The organism is Patescibacteria group bacterium (genome assembly GCA_038063375.1).
Classification (GTDB): Bacteria; Patescibacteriota; Minisyncoccia; order Phycocordibacterales; family JANLHH01; genus JANLHH01.
On record JBBTVG010000007.1, the window covers coordinates 15,847 to 35,659 of the forward strand.

Annotated in this window: 14 protein-coding genes; 1 reads left to right on the forward strand and 13 read right to left on the reverse strand. The window is 48.4% G+C overall.

The window, feature by feature from the left end:
- The 12 genes from AAB523_01230 to AAB523_01285 all read right to left on the reverse strand — a co-directional run.
- The coding region (locus AAB523_01230; protein ID MEK7555893.1) for a response regulator at nt 1-438 on the reverse strand (438 nt) is incomplete at its 3' end.
- A complete protein-coding gene (locus AAB523_01235) occupies nt 435-833 on the reverse strand; it encodes a response regulator (protein ID MEK7555894.1) in 399 nt (132 codons plus the stop codon). The genes AAB523_01235 and AAB523_01230, both read right to left, overlap by 4 nt.
- A 52-nt stretch (nt 834-885) precedes the next feature.
- Nucleotides 886-3,909 (reverse strand): ATP-binding protein, encoded by a 3,024-nt coding sequence (locus AAB523_01240; GenBank protein MEK7555895.1) that lies wholly within the window; start codon nt 3,907-3,909, stop codon nt 886-888.
- Nucleotides 3,910-4,002: 93 nt separating this feature from the next.
- A complete protein-coding gene (locus tag AAB523_01245) occupies nt 4,003-5,502 on the reverse strand; it encodes a cache domain-containing protein (protein ID MEK7555896.1) in 1,500 nt (499 codons plus the stop codon).
- Between the two features lie 58 nt (nt 5,503-5,560).
- Complete coding sequence (locus AAB523_01250) at nt 5,561-6,079, reverse strand: PAS domain-containing protein (protein MEK7555897.1); 519 nt, start codon at nt 6,077-6,079, stop codon at nt 5,561-5,563.
- 42 nt (nt 6,080-6,121) lie between these two features.
- The gene (locus tag AAB523_01255; GenBank protein MEK7555898.1) at nt 6,122-7,729 is read right to left on the reverse strand and encodes a GAF domain-containing protein; all 1,608 of its coding nucleotides are present in this window, start codon (nt 7,727-7,729) and stop codon (nt 6,122-6,124) included.
- A complete protein-coding gene (locus AAB523_01260; protein ID MEK7555899.1) occupies nt 7,730-8,728 on the reverse strand; it encodes an ABC transporter substrate-binding protein in 999 nt (332 codons plus the stop codon).
- Nucleotides 8,729-8,786: 58 nt separating this feature from the next.
- Nucleotides 8,787-9,452 (reverse strand): TlpA disulfide reductase family protein, encoded by a 666-nt coding sequence (locus AAB523_01265; protein ID MEK7555900.1) that lies wholly within the window; start codon nt 9,450-9,452, stop codon nt 8,787-8,789.
- Between the two features lie 40 nt (nt 9,453-9,492).
- Nucleotides 9,493-9,753, reverse strand: a complete 261-nt coding sequence (locus AAB523_01270) for a type II toxin-antitoxin system mRNA interferase toxin, RelE/StbE family (protein ID MEK7555901.1) — start codon at nt 9,751-9,753, stop codon at nt 9,493-9,495.
- Nucleotides 9,750-10,025, reverse strand: coding sequence for a type II toxin-antitoxin system RelB/DinJ family antitoxin (locus tag AAB523_01275; protein ID MEK7555902.1), 276 nt, complete (start codon nt 10,023-10,025; stop codon nt 9,750-9,752). Before AAB523_01275 ends, AAB523_01270 begins: the two co-directional genes overlap by 4 nt.
- 238 nt (nt 10,026-10,263) lie before the next feature.
- Complete coding sequence (locus AAB523_01280) at nt 10,264-13,869, reverse strand: carboxypeptidase-like regulatory domain-containing protein (GenBank protein ID MEK7555903.1); 3,606 nt, start codon at nt 13,867-13,869, stop codon at nt 10,264-10,266.
- A 35-nt stretch (nt 13,870-13,904) separates the two neighbouring features.
- Entirely contained in the window at nt 13,905-14,315 is a 411-nt protein-coding gene (locus AAB523_01285) for a hypothetical protein (GenBank protein ID MEK7555904.1), read from the reverse strand.
- Between the two features lie 244 nt (nt 14,316-14,559).
- On the opposite strand from AAB523_01285, the gene AAB523_01290 reads away from it, so the two are divergent.
- Entirely contained in the window at nt 14,560-15,567 is a 1,008-nt protein-coding gene (locus tag AAB523_01290) for a serine hydrolase (GenBank protein MEK7555905.1), read from the forward strand.
- Here AAB523_01290 and AAB523_01295 read toward each other — a convergent pair.
- On the reverse strand, nt 15,564-19,813 hold a 4,250-nt coding region (locus AAB523_01295; GenBank protein MEK7555906.1), incomplete at its 5' end, for a hypothetical protein. The genes AAB523_01290 and AAB523_01295 overlap by 4 nt on opposite strands.

The following is a 19,813-nucleotide window of genomic DNA, read 5'->3' on the forward strand; positions in this document are numbered from 1 at the left end:
TTTTTTCTCGTCTTTAATATCTTTGACTCCCACGCTCACTTCCGGCACATCATCGCCGCGCTTTGAGGCGGAAAGGATCTCCTTCACTTTATTCACCACCTCCTTGGGGTCATATTGACTCTTCACCAGGTAGAGCACCGCGCCCAAACTAAGGGCTTTTTCGGCATCGCTTTCGCCTGCCAAATTGGTAAGCATTACCACCGGCACATTTTTCAATTTTTCATTCTGCTTCACCTGTCTTAATACGTCAAACCCGTTTTTCTTGGGCATCATGACATCAAGGAGTATGAGGGTCGGAGCCGTTTCCATTTTTTCCAATTTTGAGATCGCCTCTTCGCCGTCAAAAGCCATTTCCAGCGTATATCCGCTCGCGCGAAAAATGCGTTCGTACATACGGCTCATTAAAGGATCGTCTTCGGCCATGAATATGGTTATCATACTTTTTTTATGTTACTCTCGTTTGCTTTGATAATTTCTTCTATTTTCCGAACTATTTCCCTTGAATCCTGATCCATTTTAATGAGAAAAAAACTCGCTCCCAGTTTCAAAAATTCTTCGGCATCTTCTTTCTTGATAGAATTGGTAAGTATGACTACCGGTATGTTCTTTAACCTTTCGGTGGAGCGAATTTCCTGGAGAACCTCAAGGCCGTTCATTTTCGGCATTATTGCATCCAAGGCGACAATGTCAGGCAATGGATTCATCGTCTCCAAACGCAGAAGTGCCTCGGTCCCGTCATATGCTATTTCAGTCTCATGATTTGCAAAACGAAACGCGCGCTCGTACATGCGAGTTATGAAAATGTCGTCGTCAACAATAAAAATCTTGCTCATAAAAGTGAATCAAGCGCGGCCGAGCGCGCGAAGAGCAACTGCTACTATCTTATCATACCACAATCGGTATGGTAAGTCGGAAGGTACTGCCAACGCCCGGAGCACTTTTGGTAAGGCCGATAGTGCCGCCCATCGCCTCCACCACGAGCTTTGAAATATAAAGGCCGAGCCCGGTTGACTTGGTAACGTCACGAGAAAGCATCTCTTCACCCGCCTGCTGGAATTTGCGGAAAAGAAGCGACTGATTCTCGGGAGAAATCCCTTTGCCGGTATCTTCCACACAAACAGCTACATATCCGTCCATCTTTTCAATCGTCACCGTCACCGTACCTTTCTCGGTATATTTGACCGCATTGTCAATAAGGTTCCCAATGGCTTGCTTGATGCGAACTTGGTCGGTAGAGACGAGGGGAAGCACTTCTTTGGGTTCAATAAATATAAGTGATAGGTTTTTTGCTTTGGCCAACGGCTCAATTTCTTTACAGGTTTCTCTAATGATCGGGAGGAGGTCAGCGGACTCCTTTTTGAAGAGGGCTTTGCCTTGCTCAAGCCGCGAAGTATCAAGGAAGTCATTGACAATGCCGATAAGCCGAACGCTTGCCTCGTGAATATCTGCAATCATTTCACTCATATCTTTGTCCACGATTTTGTCCTTGTAGAGGTCCTGGATCATTTCGCTATTCCCGCGAATGGCGGTGAGAGGAGTCCTTAGCTCGTGGGAGGCAACGGCGAAAAACTCTTCTCTGCTTCGCTCTATCACCTTTGCCTCGGTGATGTCTTCCAATAGAAACACATAACCGATAGTTTCATTAGTTCCTTGCGTAAGAACCGGGGCGACAATCCCGCGGAGGAATTTGGTACCAAAGACAATTTCTTTTATTTCACACACGGTGCTCTCCTTGAGGCATTTTTCCACTTCGCTCTTCACATTAAAATGTCCCCCCAAAAGTTCCGAGACACGGTCAATGGAGATTTCATCACTATCCTTCAAATTGAATAATGCTGTCATTGCATTGTTCTTGAGAAGCACACGGTGTGCCATATCCGCGATAATGAAACTGAAGGAGAGACTATTGATGGCCGCGAGGAGACGGGCCTGTTCTTCCGTAAGCTCCTTCGTTCGCAGAACCACTTTTCGCTCAACGCTTTCCTTTTCTTCCGTCAGTTTTCCCTCAAGTATCCTGGCGTCATCAAGCAAATTTATCATCGCTTTCTTTGCCTCCTCCATATCGGTTGTGCTTTCTTTCAAACCTTGAGCGGTTTTCTCTAAATTGGAGCTGGTCTGTTTTAAATCATCTTCGCGCTTTTTAATTGCTTGGCGCATCGTATTTAAATTTTTCGCAAGCTCTCCGATTTCATCTGTTGAGCTCACGTCAACTTGGCTCTCCAAATCACCTTGGTTGATTTTCTCGGCAAAGTGGAATAATTTTTCCAAGGAATTTATTGTTTCACGAGTTGAAACTAATGCGGCAAAAATGACGATCGCAATGAGCAGTAAAATGGCAACCACGATGAAATCCTTGAGTGTTTCCGCCGGCTTGATTACTTCCGACTCGCTTATTTCCGCAACCAATGTCCATCGAAAAGGAAAATCCGTAAAACAAATACTTGCCCCATATACCTTTTCGCCGCGCCAGTCGGTCCATATACCATTCCAATTTTGGTTCTTTCTGCAATTCCTGACTGGTTCGGTGTCCACTACCTGCGACAGGATTGCGTCTTTCCCCAAAAAACGAGATTTGCTTATGAGCAAATTATTTGAGTTAACCAAATATATATCCAGCGTCTCCTTTTGTTCTACTCCCTGATTTAAGATGTCCGATACATTGTCCATCTTAAAGTAGGCCACAAGGACGCCAGTGTTTTGTTTGCCATCAAGACTCTCTATCGGAGACACGGCCGCAATGAGAGGTTCTGTTGTCTCAAAATGGGAACTTCTGCCATAGTCCAAGGTCAGCGTCTCGCTGTTGGCCAGTTTCATGCCATCTACAAAATATTCGTCTTTGCTTTCATCCTTTCCAATCTCGGTTTTATGCGTTGAAGCCATCACGAAGCCGTCAGCATTGATGACGTTTATGCCGATCAAGTGTTTATCGAGGGACAGCTTGTTCTTGATTAAATACTGACTGAGCAGATCCGAGTTGGCTTCTTGTGCGAGGCGCCGGATAGTTTCATCAGAGGAAAAGTAGGCGACTGTTCTTTCCGTTTGATGGATAAGACTGTCCACAAGACCATCATTAGCCTTGACCAGAAGCTCAATATCACCAATGGCTTGCTGACGCAGAGCTTTTTCCACAGTATAATAACCGTAGACTCCGACTAGAAACAGTGGAATGGTGACGATGGTCAAAATTAAAACCGTGAGCTTAAAGTTCACTCTGCGATAAAAAGGAATTTGCATCAGAGAATCACCTTTTTTCTTTTCTCTTTTATACCGTAAGAAACCTACGAGCATCAAGATACTCCCCAATAGGATAATGGTGTGATTAGACCACCATAACAGATTCCACTCTTCATAAAAAAAGGGGGTGATCGCGCTTCCTGCCAATACAAAAAATCCAGTGGCTATATAAAGATTAAGGTGCTCACGGGATTTATTAAACCGCCGAAAGAAAAAAATGGATATCAAAAAAAATGAAACGCCGGAGAGTCCGGCGGCGTACTCTACCCACCAATACAGCATCTCCTGTAATTTTTGCCCGAGTATAAAAGAAGCAATGAGCAACAAGTTCGCGACTATCCACCACGAAATTATTCGATTGCGAAAGCGATACAGATATTCCCCTCCCCTTGTTCCGAGTAATGCCCCGATGAAAAGCGTGATGCTTCCCAAAAACAAACCGTAGTGTTCAAAGATATCAAATAATGATTCGTTAAATATAATGAAATCCGGGACCACTAGAGCGTGAAGAAAAAAGTAAACAGAAAAAATGGAGTTAGCAAAAACCAAATAGAGCCACGGCGCGTCTTTGGTTTCGGTATACTTGCGCAAGGCCAAGTAAACCACGGCTACCTGCGCGCTAAAAATGCCGGTCATCAAAAGGGAGTGAACGATATGTGAATGAAATTCAAACATTGTTTGTAATCAATTCCCCCTTGCGGCGGAAACCATGGGGAACCGAGTTATGCCACACATTCAATTTCTCAAGGTAAATTCTCGGAATGGAATTTATATTTCACCGAGAAGCCGGCGTGTGAGAAAATAAAGCGGGAAGGCAAGAAGGAGAAGAAGTATTGTAACCGTAATCAAAGTAAGGCGATTAGTGGCATTGGCGATCTCCAGTATATCCGCTTGCGGTTTCGCCGCCGAAAACATCCCCACTATTTTCCCATCGCCGTTCCCGATCGGAATATAACTTGCCAAAAACGGCATACCTTTAATAGTAACGCGCGCCGTTACGTTTTCTCCGCGCGAAAGCACGCTCTCTTTTATTGAACTCTCTAAAAGCACCTCCCCCGTGAGACGCTCTCTGCCGTCCTCCCCCAAAGCGGTCGTGGCAATAGCTACATCACCCTGATAGAGGGTCGTGTCCAGTCCTGTTATCTTTTTTATTCTATCCACTAAAGTGCTATCAAGCGGGAAGCCGGCCACAATCGCGCCGATTATTTTTCCGTTTTTATAAACGGGCGCGCTTGCTCGTATGGAAAATTTTTCGGCGGGAGAAAATTCTATGGTAGCGAATGTGTTTCCCACAAGCGCTTCTTCAACCGCCCGTTCGTTTGCGACAGAGTCTCCGCGCTCACCGGGCGAATGTGCGCGCGAGATCACCGTGCCGCTTGAATCAGTTAACAAGATAAAGCCCAGGCGCTCCTTTTCCAGATATTCGGAAAGAGCGCTTTCCGTGAGAGAAAGATCGCCCCGTGCAAACGCGCTCCCTAATTCCATGTCGGCGGCAGCAAGTTTCGCCTTGGCAGAGGCCTCCTCCGTAAGGCCGCGTACGGCAAAATCAAAAACTTTCGCGTTGATGAGCAGGTTATTCCTCGTTTCTTGCTCAATCTTGCCGATGAGAATCGTTGAAAACGCCAAAGTGACGATCGTCGCTATAAAAACCGTCATGGAAATGAAAATGAGCACGAGACTTTCCCGCACGCGCAATTTTAAATATTGCCAAACCCAAAACGCAAAAGAGATAAACCCTATCACCTCAAGCGTATGTGCCGCAAGCCAGAGAAAATTGTCCGCGTTTTGTGCGCCGGGAACCGCTTGACTTAGCGCCCCGATAGCTAAAAAAAGAAAGCCGAGCCATAGAGGGTCTAGCGTTCTATTGAATTCGTGTTTCGCCTGCCGGCGCGCAAGAAACGCGACGGCGCCAAGCAAGATAGCCGCAACGCCCTGAAAAAACGGCGCTAGACCCACAAATGACGGTACCAAAATGATCGCGGAAACGGCGGCGAGACGAGGGCCGGTGAGGAAGCTCGCTGACAACAGCACGAGTCCGATAAAATATATGAAAAAACCGGCAAAGTTAATGAGATCGCCCCCGACACCGAAAGCGTGGACTATCTGCCATGCGCCGACAAGGGAGAATCCCAAGATTCGCATAGCAGACGAGTAATGCCTACTTACGGCATACGCGTCCACCGAAAGCCATGCCATCACAAAAAAAACGAGAGCGCCCACAAGTTCAAGCGCGAAGTGGAGGTTATTGGCGATAAAATAGAGTGACATGCTTTTACATTATATACCACTTATGCCGGTTTGGTTTTGTTTTTATCCACAACGTGCTTTATGCTTTTCTTTCCGAAAGCTCTTGTTCAAGCGCTTTGATCTTTTTTTTAAGGTCCGCCATAACCAATTCCCTTCCTATCATCAATTTATTGATTTTTTCAAGCTCTTGATTTTTTTTGAGCAGTTGTTCTTCCGATATTTTTTGTTCCGTAATGGGGATACGGACCGAAATATATCTCTCCGGTTTATTGTCCGGTCCCATGGTTGGAACGATGGTGCTATTGACCCAATAGAACGAACCGTCTTTGGCGCGATTTTTTATCTCTCCTCGCCATGTCTTGCCCTGCGCGATCGTACCCCACAGTTCTTTATAAAACTCCGGCGGATGAAATCCTGATTTGAGAATGCGATGATTCTGGCCGATAAGTTCGCCGGGGCTATATTTTGAAATCTCAACAAACTTGTCATTAGCATAGTAAATGGTGCCGTGCGCATCAGTTGCAGAAACAAGAGCCGTTTCATCGAGCGCGGCAAGCAGGGCGTCAAGCAGAGCCTTTGTTTTTTCGTCGTTTTCCATCTGCGGAACCCGCATATCATTGTTTGATTCAGGCATGGTTTTTTAAAGCGCGGCAGCTGTTCCCCCGCTAGCCTTTTTAAGTTCCTCTATTTCCGCTTTCAGTTCTATCATCTTGAGCTCGCGACCGATCATAAATTTATTCATTGTGCCAAGCTCTTCGGCGTTATTTTTTACGATTTCCTCGCTCTTTTTCCTTTCAATCGCTTCGCTTAAAACATTGGCAACTGACTGAATAAAATTGATGTCTGCTTCTGAAAATGTTCGTTCAAGGGAAGTGTGCACACCCAAAACACCAAATGGTCGGTCGGACCCTTGAATAATCACGCTCATTCCGGCTTTAACGTTATGTTCTTTAAGAAGCGCCGGAGCGTTAAATCTTTTTTCTTTCGTTAAATCTTTCACCACTACCGGTTTTTCGGAGAGAAGAGTGTAGCCGGCCTGTGATTCGGTGCCGGCAGAAATCAAAGCTTGTCCCACGAAACCGGCTTTCCAGCCAACCCCGGCGCGTAAAATAAAATTTTTGCCGTCAGGCTCAAGCTCCAAAATTTTAACGTATTCCGTTCCTAATACTTGAGAAACTTCTTTAACGGTTTCGTTCATTAAATCAATAATATTTGAATTTCCCAGCGCCTTTTGTCCGAGGAGTGCCACGACGGATTGTCCATCGGCTAAGCGCTTCGCGCCGTTAAAAGCCCGTTCAAGCTCTTTCTTGGAATTTAAAAGGTTCCGGTTTAATTTATTTAAAACTATGAGGATCAACGCGCCCAAAAAAGCGACCACTAAAGCAAAGAGCTTTATTTTCTCAATCGGCGCCATAGCGATTCTTTTCGGTTCTTCAAACACGACCGCCCAGCCGGTCTCTTTGATCAGACCGCCCGCGGCGAGAACCTTCTCTTTTTTTTCATTCTCATAGGTATAGGAGTCATCATCGGAGACCGCCAGGTCCTCTTTTCCGGAAAGAATGTCGTCCACGATTTTCAAGGAGCTCCTATTTGTTTGCTGGAGAACCAAGGAGGGATCGCGGTGAAAAATTAAATCGCCGTTTTTGTCAACAACATACACATGTCCGCCGGAAACAGACCTGATACTGTCCAGACTGCTGAACAAAGCCCGTATATTGAGTTCGGCGGAGAGCACCCCGGCAACCTCCCCTCTGACGAAATACACGGGAACAGCCACGACCGAGAGCGGTTCAAGGGTTTCGGTAAATCTGATATCGCCGAAAAATGGAAGTCCGGAATTGATCACTGTGATAAATTCCTGTTTCTCGGACAAGTTTTCTAACGCCGTCTCCAAGACGGTCGCGAACCTATCCGCCCGAAAGAGTTCTCTTCCGTTTTTATCAAACAAAGAGGCCTTGTTGAAATAGGGATTGTTCAATATTTTTTCTACTATCGCCTTGTTGTCCGGATGACCCAGATCGGGATTCAGAAAAAGAGCCGGCAGTGTCAGGTTAGCGGTCTGGTTGTCCAAGAAAAACTCGATCTCGGATTGGCTTCTCTTGACTATTTCAACCTCGTTCTCGCTTATCTGATGCCGCATGGTCCCGATGGTAGGAATGAGCCAGGCTAAATTTAAAAGCACGATCAAAAAACCGATAAGAAGGAAGGCGACGGAAGAGTAAAAGTCTTTTTTACTAAAATACTTCATCTACTTTACGAGCTTTGCTTTATTGGCTATCTCCGGGCTGATCGTAATGCCTAAGCTTTCTGCGCTAGAAAGAGAAACGTAAAAATCAATTACGCTCGGCTGCTCAAAAGGAAGGCTCTTGATGTCTATTTTATCGGTTAAGATTTTTTCTGCCAGTCTGGCCGTCATCCTCCCCATTTCATAATAAGAGGGGCCGTAAGAAGCGATGGCGCCTTCGGCAAGCGATTCTTCGTTGGGCATGATGATCGGCAGACCCTCTTCTTTGGCGCGTGTGAGGAAAAGATCGGCTTTTGAAAAAAGAGTTCCGTGAGGATAAAATATGAGGGCGTCATAGTCTTTCTTCGTTATTTTTTTGAGAGCTTCTTCCAGTTCTCCCCGGCTCGGGTTAGTGAGAGCAAACTCGGTCAGTTCCAAGCCGATTTTCGGAGCGAGCTCGTTAGCGATCGGCCGCGCTTTTTTAGTCGGTCCGCACGTGGTGTCATAGAACACTGCCACCTTTTTGACGGTTGGAATGAGTTCTTTCAAAAGCTCCAGTCTCTTCGGAGTAAGAGAAATATTCTGTTGGGCAACACCGCTTAAATTTGTTCCTGATTCTTTGAGAGAATCCACATATCCGTGCTCCACCGGATCGCCGAGAGCGGACAAAATTGGAATTTGGCCGTCGCTCTCTTTAAGCGCTTGTTGTGTCGGTTGGGAGGAAATGGTAATAACGATATCCGGCTTGGCCTGTACCGCTTTTGATATCATATTTTTTAATTTTTCCGGATCGCCTTCGGCGTCGCTTTTATAAATATTTAAACCTTCTCCGTGATGAAGCTCTTTTAATCGGTCTTCCACGCCGTTAAAAAAGTTTTTATAAGCCGGACCGCCGGGATTAACAAAAAAAACTGTATGACTATGAGTCTCCGGAGTTGAAAGGAGGAATTCCCGTTGGTATATATACCAAGAAATTCCTCCCAGTGAAATTATCAGAACAACAATAAAAATGAATTTCTTCATATTATAGAGCGATGTTTCTTGTAAAGTCAGTTAATACTATATGCTAATTATACGCTAGTTAACGGAGGATCTTTTCCATCTTATCCACAAGCATCCGCTCGCTTAGGGTACCGACAAATATTTCCAAGATGATGCCGTCGCGGTCAATGAAAAAAGTGGTCGGGAGAGTTTGTACCCCGTAGTTCCCGCTTGTCTCGCCGGTTGGGTCAGACAACACTTCAACGTCGTAACCCCCGCGGCGCATAAAATTAGCCACAACACTTTGATTCTCCTGACTGTCTATGGCAATGATGCGCGCGGACCGCACTCCGTCAGATGGGGGATTTCCCGCGAGATAGTCGTCAAAGATCTTTATCTGGTCAACTGATCCGGAGCTCCATGTTGACCAAAAAGTAAGTATCACCGGATTTCCCAAGAGGTCCGCGCGGCGCACACGCCCGCCTTGACTCACGTTCGGCGAGGTATGCCCGCCGGAAAGCGAGACAAGGTCAAAGTAGGGCGCGGCAAGACCCTCCCCCGCTTTTCCGTTCTCAAGCTCATTTTCCCCGGGAGTTTTCTCAACGCCCGGAGAAAACTTCGCGACAAAAGATCCTCCCGCGAAACGCAACAATAAAAAAATCCCCGCTATCACGACTGCCACAATGATGATTGTCTTTGTGTACTGCTTCATCGTTGTTTTCATTGTACCACTCAAACAGCCGGTTCCATAGAGAGCGTCCGCCATGAACACTTGGAAACCGGGTTTCCAAGTGGGTTTCCGAGTATTATGTGTAGAGATTGCTGTGCGTATCTATGTCAATAAATAGTACGGTGTCTTTTTGTACATACTCGTATAGTACGCGTATGTCCCCCGTGACATTAAAGCTTCGCAGGTGGGAGTATGCGCCGTGGAGAGGGTGATCGCGCAAGAGAGGGTTGGATGTATTTCTCATGAAAATATCCACTCTTTCTGCAAATTTTTTCTTTTCTCCGCTTCTGAGTTTTTGAAAATTTTTTCTGAATTGCTTGGAATAGACAATTTTCATTTTGATTCAAGACTTTTCATTAAATCTTTGACGTTATCAAACGGCCCGACAATATTTTTCCCGATTTTGTAATCTTTGCTTGCCTGCTTAAGCATCTTCTCCACTTCCGGGCGCAGTTGTGGTTCAATAGAAAAACGGACGGAGCGTTCTCGGATGAATTCTTTCAGGTAGGCATTAATTACTGTGCTCAAAGGAAGCCCGAGTTCTGCGGCTACTCGTTGAGCGCTTTCCTTCACCTCTTTGTCCGCCTTTATGTTGATCATTGTTTTCATGTAGTCTATTGTATATACAATAGACTATGCTTGTCAAGCACTGTGAACACTTGGAAACAAGGTTTCCAAGTGTGTTTTTTATTGCCTAGCGAGTGAGCGGAGAGAAAAAGTCTTCTTTTTCTCTCCCGAACGAGCGACGGCAACAAAAGGTTTAATACCCCGCCCCTTGGGGCGGCAAAAGGATTCGCGGAGCGAATACCTTTTGGGTCCAGGGCTTGCCCTGGGGGTTTAATACCTTTTATTTGTACCACCCGAACAGCCAGTCCCATAGACTGCGCTCGTCGCGATTTTTCTCCAAAGTAATATCTTGAGTGATAAAAGTCGGACTATCAAACACGACAGGGTCAATCTCTGCAGTATTGAATCCTTCTTTCTCCACGGCGAGCTCCCAGTCGCCTGCCGGCAAAAGAAGGGTGTATTCTCCGTTTTCGTTAGACACTGCGGATATGCCAGACGCCTCCGGGCGCCAAAATGACCAGAAATTCTTTTTGCGCGCCGGAGACGCCAGAGAAGAGGCGCTCACTGTCGCTCCAGCGAGAGGTTTCTCCAGACCATTCTCATCGGCATAGAGTATCTTCCCTTTTTCAGCCACTCGGAACGTGGTGAGTGTTTGTTCGCTTATCTCATTGCCAAGAGTGTCGGTGGCGGACACGGCAAGCGTGGAAGTGCCTGCCTCCCCGAGAAAGAATTCTCCTTTCCAGAGTCCCGTCGGGATGTCCTTCACGAGCATGGTCTTTCTTTCGTCCATTGCGTTCATTCGCATAAAAGCTTCTTTGGTGTCATGTTCAAGAGAAAGAGTGAGGGAGAGTTTCACTCCTGCCATGGCATTCCATACCCCATTCTTCGGCAAAAGCTTCATGCCCTCGCTCGCGATTTCAAAACTCCCCACGCGTGGTGGCGTAGCGTCAACAGTGATAATTTGAAATCTCTCCGATGAAACATTGCCTGCGGCGTCAACCGCGCGCGCCATTACCCGATATTCTCCATCTGGGAGCGAGAGCTTGCTTTTCATTGAAAATGAAGCATTTTTCCCCAAAAATCCGCGACTGATACTCCCTTTATACCATGGTGTCGGAGACGAATTCTTGGAAGAATCTGCGTCTATCGGCTCAAACCTATACTCAATAAACTCAATCCCTGAAGCGCTATCCGTCGCCTGCCCTCCCCCTTCAAACATTCCCCCTTTCCCGTATGTGGATTGTTGTATATTAAATTCTACCAATCGTGGCGGACTATGATCTATTGAAAAGGGAGCGCGCAGGGTTGAAGTCGCCAATCCATCGTTCGCTTCAAGACGCAGTTCGTAATTATTCCCTTCCGGCAATTTTGTCGTGTCCCACTCAAATTTATTTTCTTTGGGGTTCTTTACAAGCCCGATGAATGGTTGTCCGATAGGGCGGTAACTCAAAGCGCTGTTCAAAACGGTATCGCCGTCAGGATCAGAGGCGAGCCACGAAAGCACTGCTCGAGTGCCGACACCGCGCCCATCGCGAGGACTGGTGAACACCAGTCGTGGAGGGTTGTCATAAAGCACGGCACGTTCAACTATGACACTCTTGTTGAGAGCCTGGTCGGTTGCAAACGCCGAGACGAGAAAATTCCCTCGCGTAGGAAGAGAGACCCCAGTGATTCGAAACGAGCCGTCAAACGCGGCTGTGCCAATAAATTTTTTCCTTGCCTGACCGGCAGGCAGGCCATCCACTTCTACATTCACTGTGCTCCCGGGTTCGGATGTGCCACGCAATGTAAACTCAAACTTCCCTTTCCCTGCCGCTTCATTATTTGCCGAGGTTAAAAGAGCGCCTTCTCCCGGAAACAATATTTTTGGTTTTTCCGGCGGTGTGATATCAACAATGATCGGATGTTTCGCTTTCACGACAAAGCCGCGGCTATCGGTCACGCGCCAGATAATTTCATTCACTCCTTCTTTTAAATTTTGAAACAAAACGGCGAAACGTTCCTCGGGGGAGGAAAGAGCGCCGTCTTCTGCGGGAACTGCTATCCATCGTTTGCCGTCGGTCGTGCTATATTCAATCCGCGTTATATTCGGGCGAGGCGAAATATTTTCCGGCGCGGTGACCGTCCCGCGCACCGTCACGGATTTCCCGGACACGACCGTTCGGCGCCCGTCATCAAAACGAATGAATGGCAATTCGTTCTTGAGCCGTATTTTGATTGCCGTAGAGTAGGTCTCTGTAGCGCCATCATCAACCGTCGCGCGGAGAAGATAATCACCGTCGCCAAACTCCGTCGTATCAAAATTAATTTTATCGCTCGGTGTGTCCGAGATGATCTGCCAATCCTCCTCTTCAGGTGCCGATATTCCCTGGAGCGCCATTTCATAGCGGAAACGGATCTTATCGCCGTTGTCGTCGGCCGCTTGCAGGCTTATGGTCGTTGTCGCGGTAAGTGTCGCATTCTCCTTAGGGCTTACGATCGCAACGCGCGGCGCTACATTAAAAGAAACATGGATCACCGCTCCTTCGCTCAACGAATCGGCGCGGTCTTGAGCGACTACATTGATGATATTGATTCCGTTCTCGATGTTCTTTTTTAAACGCACATTTTTTATCAAAAATTCCCCCTTTGGATCGGCAGCTCCATGGTAAATATCCACCCCGTTCACGGTGACTATGATTTCAGTATCTTCTCTGGTCGTTCCTTTTATATCTATCGTTTCAGAGAGGACTTTCTCGTTGTCAGAGGGCGAAAGAACGATCGGCTTCCCGGGCGGATTGACACCCACGCTGAAAGTCCCGCCACCAACTATTATATTTCCCTTATTGCCAGCGAAATCAGTTCCTAAAACACGAATGGAAGCGGTGCCGTCAAATCCTTTCGTGACGAAATAAACGCCGGAAAACCTCCTCCCCGATCCGACGACCTCTACTTTTGCCGCTTCCGCCCCACGCTGGCTCACAAAAACCTCCGGTACGAGAGCGAGGTCTTCGGATGACTCTATAGTTATCGTCACATTTTCATTTTTTGCCACCGGCGGATCGGCGGACACGATGAACGCGGGCGGTGTGAGGTCAATATTAAAAAATTCCGACACCGCCTCGCCGATGTCGCCGACCGCATCAATGGCATTAACGATAATACGATAGAACTTTCCCTCCACGAGCTCTTTGATCTTCCATAAGAATGACCCGATAGCAGGCAAATCTTTTGCGATGAATACCTTGTCTTCGTCTTTAGTAAGCGTGTGGTCCCACTCGGCGATTTTATCCGAGTAAAAAATAGAAACCGGCAGTTCAAGTAAACCTAACTCTTTTTTTGTGATCCCGCCCGTTTCATCATTCTTGTCCGTAGCTTTGTATACAATAAGTCCTTCACTTGAGAAAATGGCACCCTCTTTGGGCGAGATGATTTCCACCTCCGGCCGATATGAAAGACGCCCGGAAGATTGTGACGGAAGCTCCTCCGGCGCCGCCCCTCCTCCGCCAGAGTATGGAAAAATCCTAAATGAAAACTCGCTTACAAATTGAGGAAGGGCTTTGCACTCTGCATATGTACGTGCGGGTTCCTCACAAATAGGATTCTCTGTCATTTCAAGAATGACGTAATTGCCGGGAACTTGGGGTAGGAAAAAGCTCCCGATATCCAGTGGTGGCGTTTCGCGCAAACATGCGGTATCAACGTCAGATGCGAAGCTCGCGGGGAGATCAAGATTGTAGATAGAAAATCCGAGACTCTGCGGATTTCCTGACGCGCAAAATACGTGGATTTCTCCACTGGCATCAAACGTATAGGTTGTTGCATCAAGCGTAATTGCTCGCGCAGATAAAGGAAAGAAAAAAAAGGCCAGCAAGAAAACAAGGAAGCAGGAGAGTTTCCCAAACATGAGTGCGTTACTGACCTTTGATAGGGACATTTGTGTTACTGACCTTTGATAGGGACATTTGTAGTGTCACCGCCTCCTGGGTTGACTGGCGCGACTTCTATAATTTTATTGAGCGACGGGCTATAGAGTATCGCCTTACGTGAGATCGGATACACAAGCACTTTGTCCCCCTTTTTGGCATTCGCAAAAAACGGCTGATTTTTTAATTTTTCCGGATCAGATACGGTGGCGAGTGTCGGTGTTTCGTCTGCGGGCAAGATCATAAGTCGGCCGACATCCGCCACAATATCGTTTAATTCTTGTTGCACGCTTTTTTGCGGGTCGACAGTCGCTTTCTGGTAGAAGTACACGCCCATGCCGATAGAAATGACGAGGAGCACCGCGAGAACATTCGTAACGAGGTTACGGGCGAAGAATGTTTTTTTTGTGGCAATGTCTTGTTCCATAGGTACTACATTACTTTATGGGTAAGTATACCATCCCTAAGCAAGGCAATGGAAGCACATAATCAATAACAATAAAGAGATTGTTCATTTCACGGCATAATTCTTAGCGGCAATGAGCAAGCTCTAGTTATCAACTAGAGTCAAATATGCGTCTCGGGCGCGGATTGGGCGGCGGGAAGAGACGTTAGTCACGCAGTCTGACTGCGTGGGATTTAGAGAAGCCTTCATGATATACTACCTAAATATGCGCACGAAAATAATTCTACTCATACTGTCCGTGAGTATTATCGCGAATGGCGTTCTCGGCTATAAGGTTTTCAACACAGAAGATACGCAAAAGCTCCTGCAAGAACAGTATCCGCTCCTGTCAAAAAGAATATTCGCAGATAGCCAAAATGACATCCTTATCAACTTTATCCCTCTGCGGCAGACTCTTAAGGAATACGTCGGAAAGCAGGAGGGCAAAGTCGGGGTGTACTTCGAATACCTGCCTTCCGGCACGTCAATCGGCGCAAATGACAAAGAGGAAATAATACTTGCCAGCCTGTCGAAAGTGCCCGCAGTCATATCAATTTTTAAAAAAATAGAACGGGGGCAGATGTCGCTCGATGACATTCTTATTATCAACAAAGAACATCTCGATCAGAGATTCGGCACTTTGTGGAAACAAGGCGAGGGAACCCGTCTTACCGTCGATGAGCTCATACGGCTAACGTTAATTGAATCTGATAATACCTCCTATAATGTTCTGCTTGGTCAGTTGCAAGGTCAAGAGTTAAACGACGTATACAAAAATTTGGATATTTCAATAACTATAAGACCGAAAGAAGATAAGAAACATCTGCGTGTCTCTCCTAAGAATTACTCTTCAATCTTCAGAAGTCTTTACCTATCCTCTTCCCTCTCGGAAAAAAATTCGAACTACATCCTCAACATTCTTACGAAAACAATACCCAAAGATAAGATAGTGGCCGGCGTGCCGGACACTATCAAAGTCGCTCACAAAATCGGAGTCTTTGAGGAACTTACTACCTCGGAAAACGTGTTTATCGACTGCGGAATCATCTATGTTCCAAATCGCCCTTATATTCTTTGCGCTTTTGTCTTAGACACAGACGAGCAGGCTAAAAAACATATCTCCTATATTTCTAAAATAATCTATGACTATGTATCAGGATCGGAGGAAACAAAAAAAGGGTGGGGGTTGGGAGAAAAACTCCTTGAAACAAGTTCCGGTACTATTTTGGATTAAGGTGAAATTGTTTGGTTCTCTGCTGTAAAGATTGTTTCAGCCGGAATTGCGCTATCTTGGGTTGGGATTGCCTCAAGAACGGGCGCGGGTTCTAGGGCTGGTTCTGCCGCCGACTCAGAAACGGGAGTAATCTCTGGAACGGGTTCAGGGGACGTGACAGTTTCTAGTTGAGGCTCTGAAATTAATTCAGACGCTGGCTCAGGAATGAACGCTGGTGCGGAAGTCGGTTCTGAGACAGGAGTAACAACAACAGAATCAGTATCAATAGACTCAAATGTCTTTGCGCCTTTCACCGCAAGAGCAATCCAACTAAATTGAATGTCTCCGGTCGCCGACTTATTGAGGAAGATGGTAAATCCTTTCGCGCTTTTATCCATAATAAGGTATCGGATGTCGTTCCCGAACACGGCTTCGACCCGTGCGGTGTTCTGCGCCGCGTCCTCCGCCGCATCAAGAGAGATGCTCGCGTTCACAACCGGCTGTTCCAAGTACTCGCGACTGAAAGCGACCGAGACCGCGCGGCTCCCTTTCTTCACCACCGCGAAGCCGGCGGTGTCGGTCGTGAAGTACGGCCGACCGAAGAATTCCGTATCGCCCATGAGTGCGAGAACGCCGGATTGCGAACCGACACTATTCACCGTCAATCCTCCTTGAATGGTTACCGCGCCGCCGAGCGTCAGACCGCCTGAAGAAGACAGGAACGCGCCGATGTCTATTGGTGCTTCTTCTTCAAGCGCGCGAACGCGCGCGCCGAGGTCGGTCGTGCTCGCCGTGAGCAGGACAAGTATCGGCGACTCGATGTCCCCCGCGATAACCCGGAGCGCGCGGAGCTCGGTCGTCGACGCGATGCCGCTCGCCGCGAGGTCGCCCTCTATCGAGAGCCCGTGCGCGAACGATGTCGTAGAGGCGAAGGATACTGGTCCGGCAAAATTTGCATTCCCAGAGACACTCATGTCGCCCGTCGTGAATCCTTTGTAAATCGCGCCCAAGACATCCGCAGAACTTGAGGCGACAAGCGTCGAGACCTCGCCTGCGAGAGTCGAGAAACGATCAGTAATCCCTTCAAGCCCAACGATATTATCTGCAACAAGGCCGCCCGCCCTCACTTCACCGGCAAAGAAGGCATTCCCCAACGCATCAAAGGTAATGACTGGTGTTGTTGTGGAAGCGATAGCTATGTTCGTACTGGTTGCATTACCGGCAAAAACAAACCTCCCATCAGAACCAAGGAGAACACTTAAATCGCCAGAGACTGATTCAAGCGAGTTCGCCACAACGCGGTCAACGACAATGCGTGGTGTGATAACTTCAAGACCCGCAATCAATCGGTCGGTTGTAATTTCTGAGAGATTCACAGCACCTGCGAGAGATGGCATCTGCACCATAAGCTGAGTAAGAGCAGATTTCCCAATATCTGCCGAGTCTTCTGCGCCGAGTCCTGGCAAGAGTCCCGCGACACCCGAGCCGTTTGCGTTGTCTGTCTTAATGAACATGAGTACCGACCCGACACCCTCTCCATTAAACCCGTCCATCGCTTGCCCAATAATCTGCCCTGCCTTTATCGCCTTCATTGCAACACCCGGAATAGATGAGGAGGTGAGAAGGTCCCCTGGCTCAATAGCACCGTTCTCAGCCGTAACCTTCACTGGTACACGACCAGACATCGCAACCATCACCGGCATAGCATCTGGGTCATCCAAGACTCCCATCACAAGACTTGGGTTGGTTGAAATTACTCCGAACGCATTTGTATCATATGCGCCTTGACTCTTCTTCACTCCCGCGTTCAGAGTTGCATCAAGTGCCACGACATCTCCTGGCTCAATGGTTTCGTCCATCGTCCCGTAGATCTCGGCCAAGTCGGCGCCCGCGGTAATCTTCTGAATCACTACCGAGCTTCCTGCCATAACACTTGTTTGAGCTGCAGAATCGGATGCGTGCCAGAGTTCAATATCTCCACCGTCAGTAACAACCATCACACCCTCAATCGTGATATAGAGGTTCTGGTTAATGGTCGTGACGTCGCCGATGACGTTGAGGTTTGGCGCGGTGGTTGATTCAGTTCTTGTCGCGGCGCCTTCGTTAATCTGTTCGGCAAGAACTCCCGTGTTCACATCATCAATCACACCGGTGGACGCACTGACACCAGTACCGATAAATCGTAGCCGGGCCACAAAGGAAGATGCTGTGCCCGTATAGTTGACTCCAAACCACGGACCAACTGTAGCTGTCCCTGACTGTGCGATTATTGAATAGGTAAAGGTATACGTACCGGCCGTAAGCGTGGTCGATATTCCCGTCACTTCGGTCGCTGTGGAAGCGGAGATGTTGTGTTGCGTAACGAGATATTTCGTCGTAGCCCCTCCGCAGCCCGTACAGGAAGTAACGGTCAAGGCGCCCGCGCCAGTGATAGACCAATTAGCATCAGTAATGGAGACATCATCTAGCGAGTCGCCAATAATAATCGTATCCGCATCAACGGTGGCTAAGTTCCCGATGTTGATGGTGTCACAATTAGCGGAATTACAGAGGTCAACTGAAGTGGCATTTAGTTTACCGAGCTCTAATGCTCCAGCTCCATTGGTATCCAGCCCTTCAGCAGCCGCAACGGTAATCCCACCAGCGGCATTAACATCAAAGTTGGTGTAGTCAATGAGTCCGGTGGTGCCGGAAAGCGCTTGGGTGCCGAGTGAGATGCCCGCGCTTGCCGTGAGGAGACCCCCGAGCGTAAGCGCACCATCAGAGGCGAAGGTACTGGTTGCGGTACCGCCGAACTTCGCCTCTTGAAAGACCGAGAGGCGGGTCGAAGATGCTTGTGTGAAGTTCCAAAGGCCGGTAATAGACTGGGCTTGAGAGGCACGGGTGATGCCGGAGTTGGTATAGTCAATCGCGACATTCGCCTCCCCTGCCGGAGAACTGGTGATGGTAAAATCAGAGCCCAAAAAGTCTATGGTGGTTGCCGCGGTTTCCACAGAGGTATCGTTTTCTTGAATTGTTGAGACACCGGCGCCGGCACTCGTATCATCGTCGCCGCAAATAAGATTGCCGGAGGCGTCGGTTTGGAGGAGTTTGGTTGTCCCCGAGCAATCAAGGGTGGAAATGCGCAAGCCTCCGGAGCCGATCTGTACGCCGGCGAGCGTAGAAGTTGCGGAGGAATTGAAGCGATTCGCAGACACACCGAATGCGAACGTGGAGGTCGCCGTCGTGGAGGTCGCGGTGATGTAGTTTACCGTGGGCGACGTGGACGCGGCGAGCGCCCCGGTGCCACCGTTTGAATACAGCCACCCCTGGCCGAACGTAGTGGCTCCCGTGCCGCCTTGCGCAACACTGATCGGGTCGGTCTGCACCGAGAGAGCTCCGGTGCCGCCCGAGGTGCGTACGAACCCGTTCGTGGTGAGATTTGAAAGCGTCGAAATGTTCTGGGACGTGTTGACGGAAAATGATCCTCCCGAGTATGAAAGGCCCGTGCCGGCGGTCGTGGTGGCTGCGGCATAGACAGCACCCGAGGCGTTAACCCCGAGGCCGGAGTTGGCGAGTCCGGCAAGGGTGAGCGTTCCCGCGGAGGAGAAGGTGGACGTCGCGGTCGCGCCGAAGGCGGCGGTGTATGCGGAGAGCGCGCTCGTGGAGGCGTTACTGATCTGGGTGATGCCCGAGAGAGTCGGCGAAGTCCCGAAGACGAGCGCGCCGCTTCCCGTTTCGTCGGAGACGATCGTGGCAATCTCGGAAGACGTGTCAATGGAAGAGTTGGCAAGGTAGTCGGTGCCGAGGACTGCGGCGAGGAGCGAGCCGGAGCCGTTTGTTTTGAGGAGTGAGGAGGTGATGCCGGTGACGGCGAAGTTCGTCGTCGTCGCATTGGTGGTAGTAGAGTTTCCGGTGATGACGAGGTTGCTATTGATTGTGGAAGAAGCTGATGAAAGAAATCCTCCGGTTAGGGTTGAAAGTCCGGTTACCGTGACTGATCCGAGTGTTCCTAGTGAAGTGATGTTGGTCTGAACGGCAGACGGCAGTGTTGAGGAAATGGAAGGAATACCGCCTGCGGAGGTGATGAGGACTCCATTATTACCTGTGGTGATTGATGAAAGCGCGTCCGCAGCCGTGGTGTAAAGCAGTGTGTTGGTACCGCCGAATGTGGTGAGTCCCGTACCGCCTTTACCGACAGCAAGAGTGCCGGAAATGGTGGAAAGTGTAGAAGTCGCCACCCAACTCGGTATGCCGCCCGCGGACGCGAGAATGGTGCCGGCCGTGC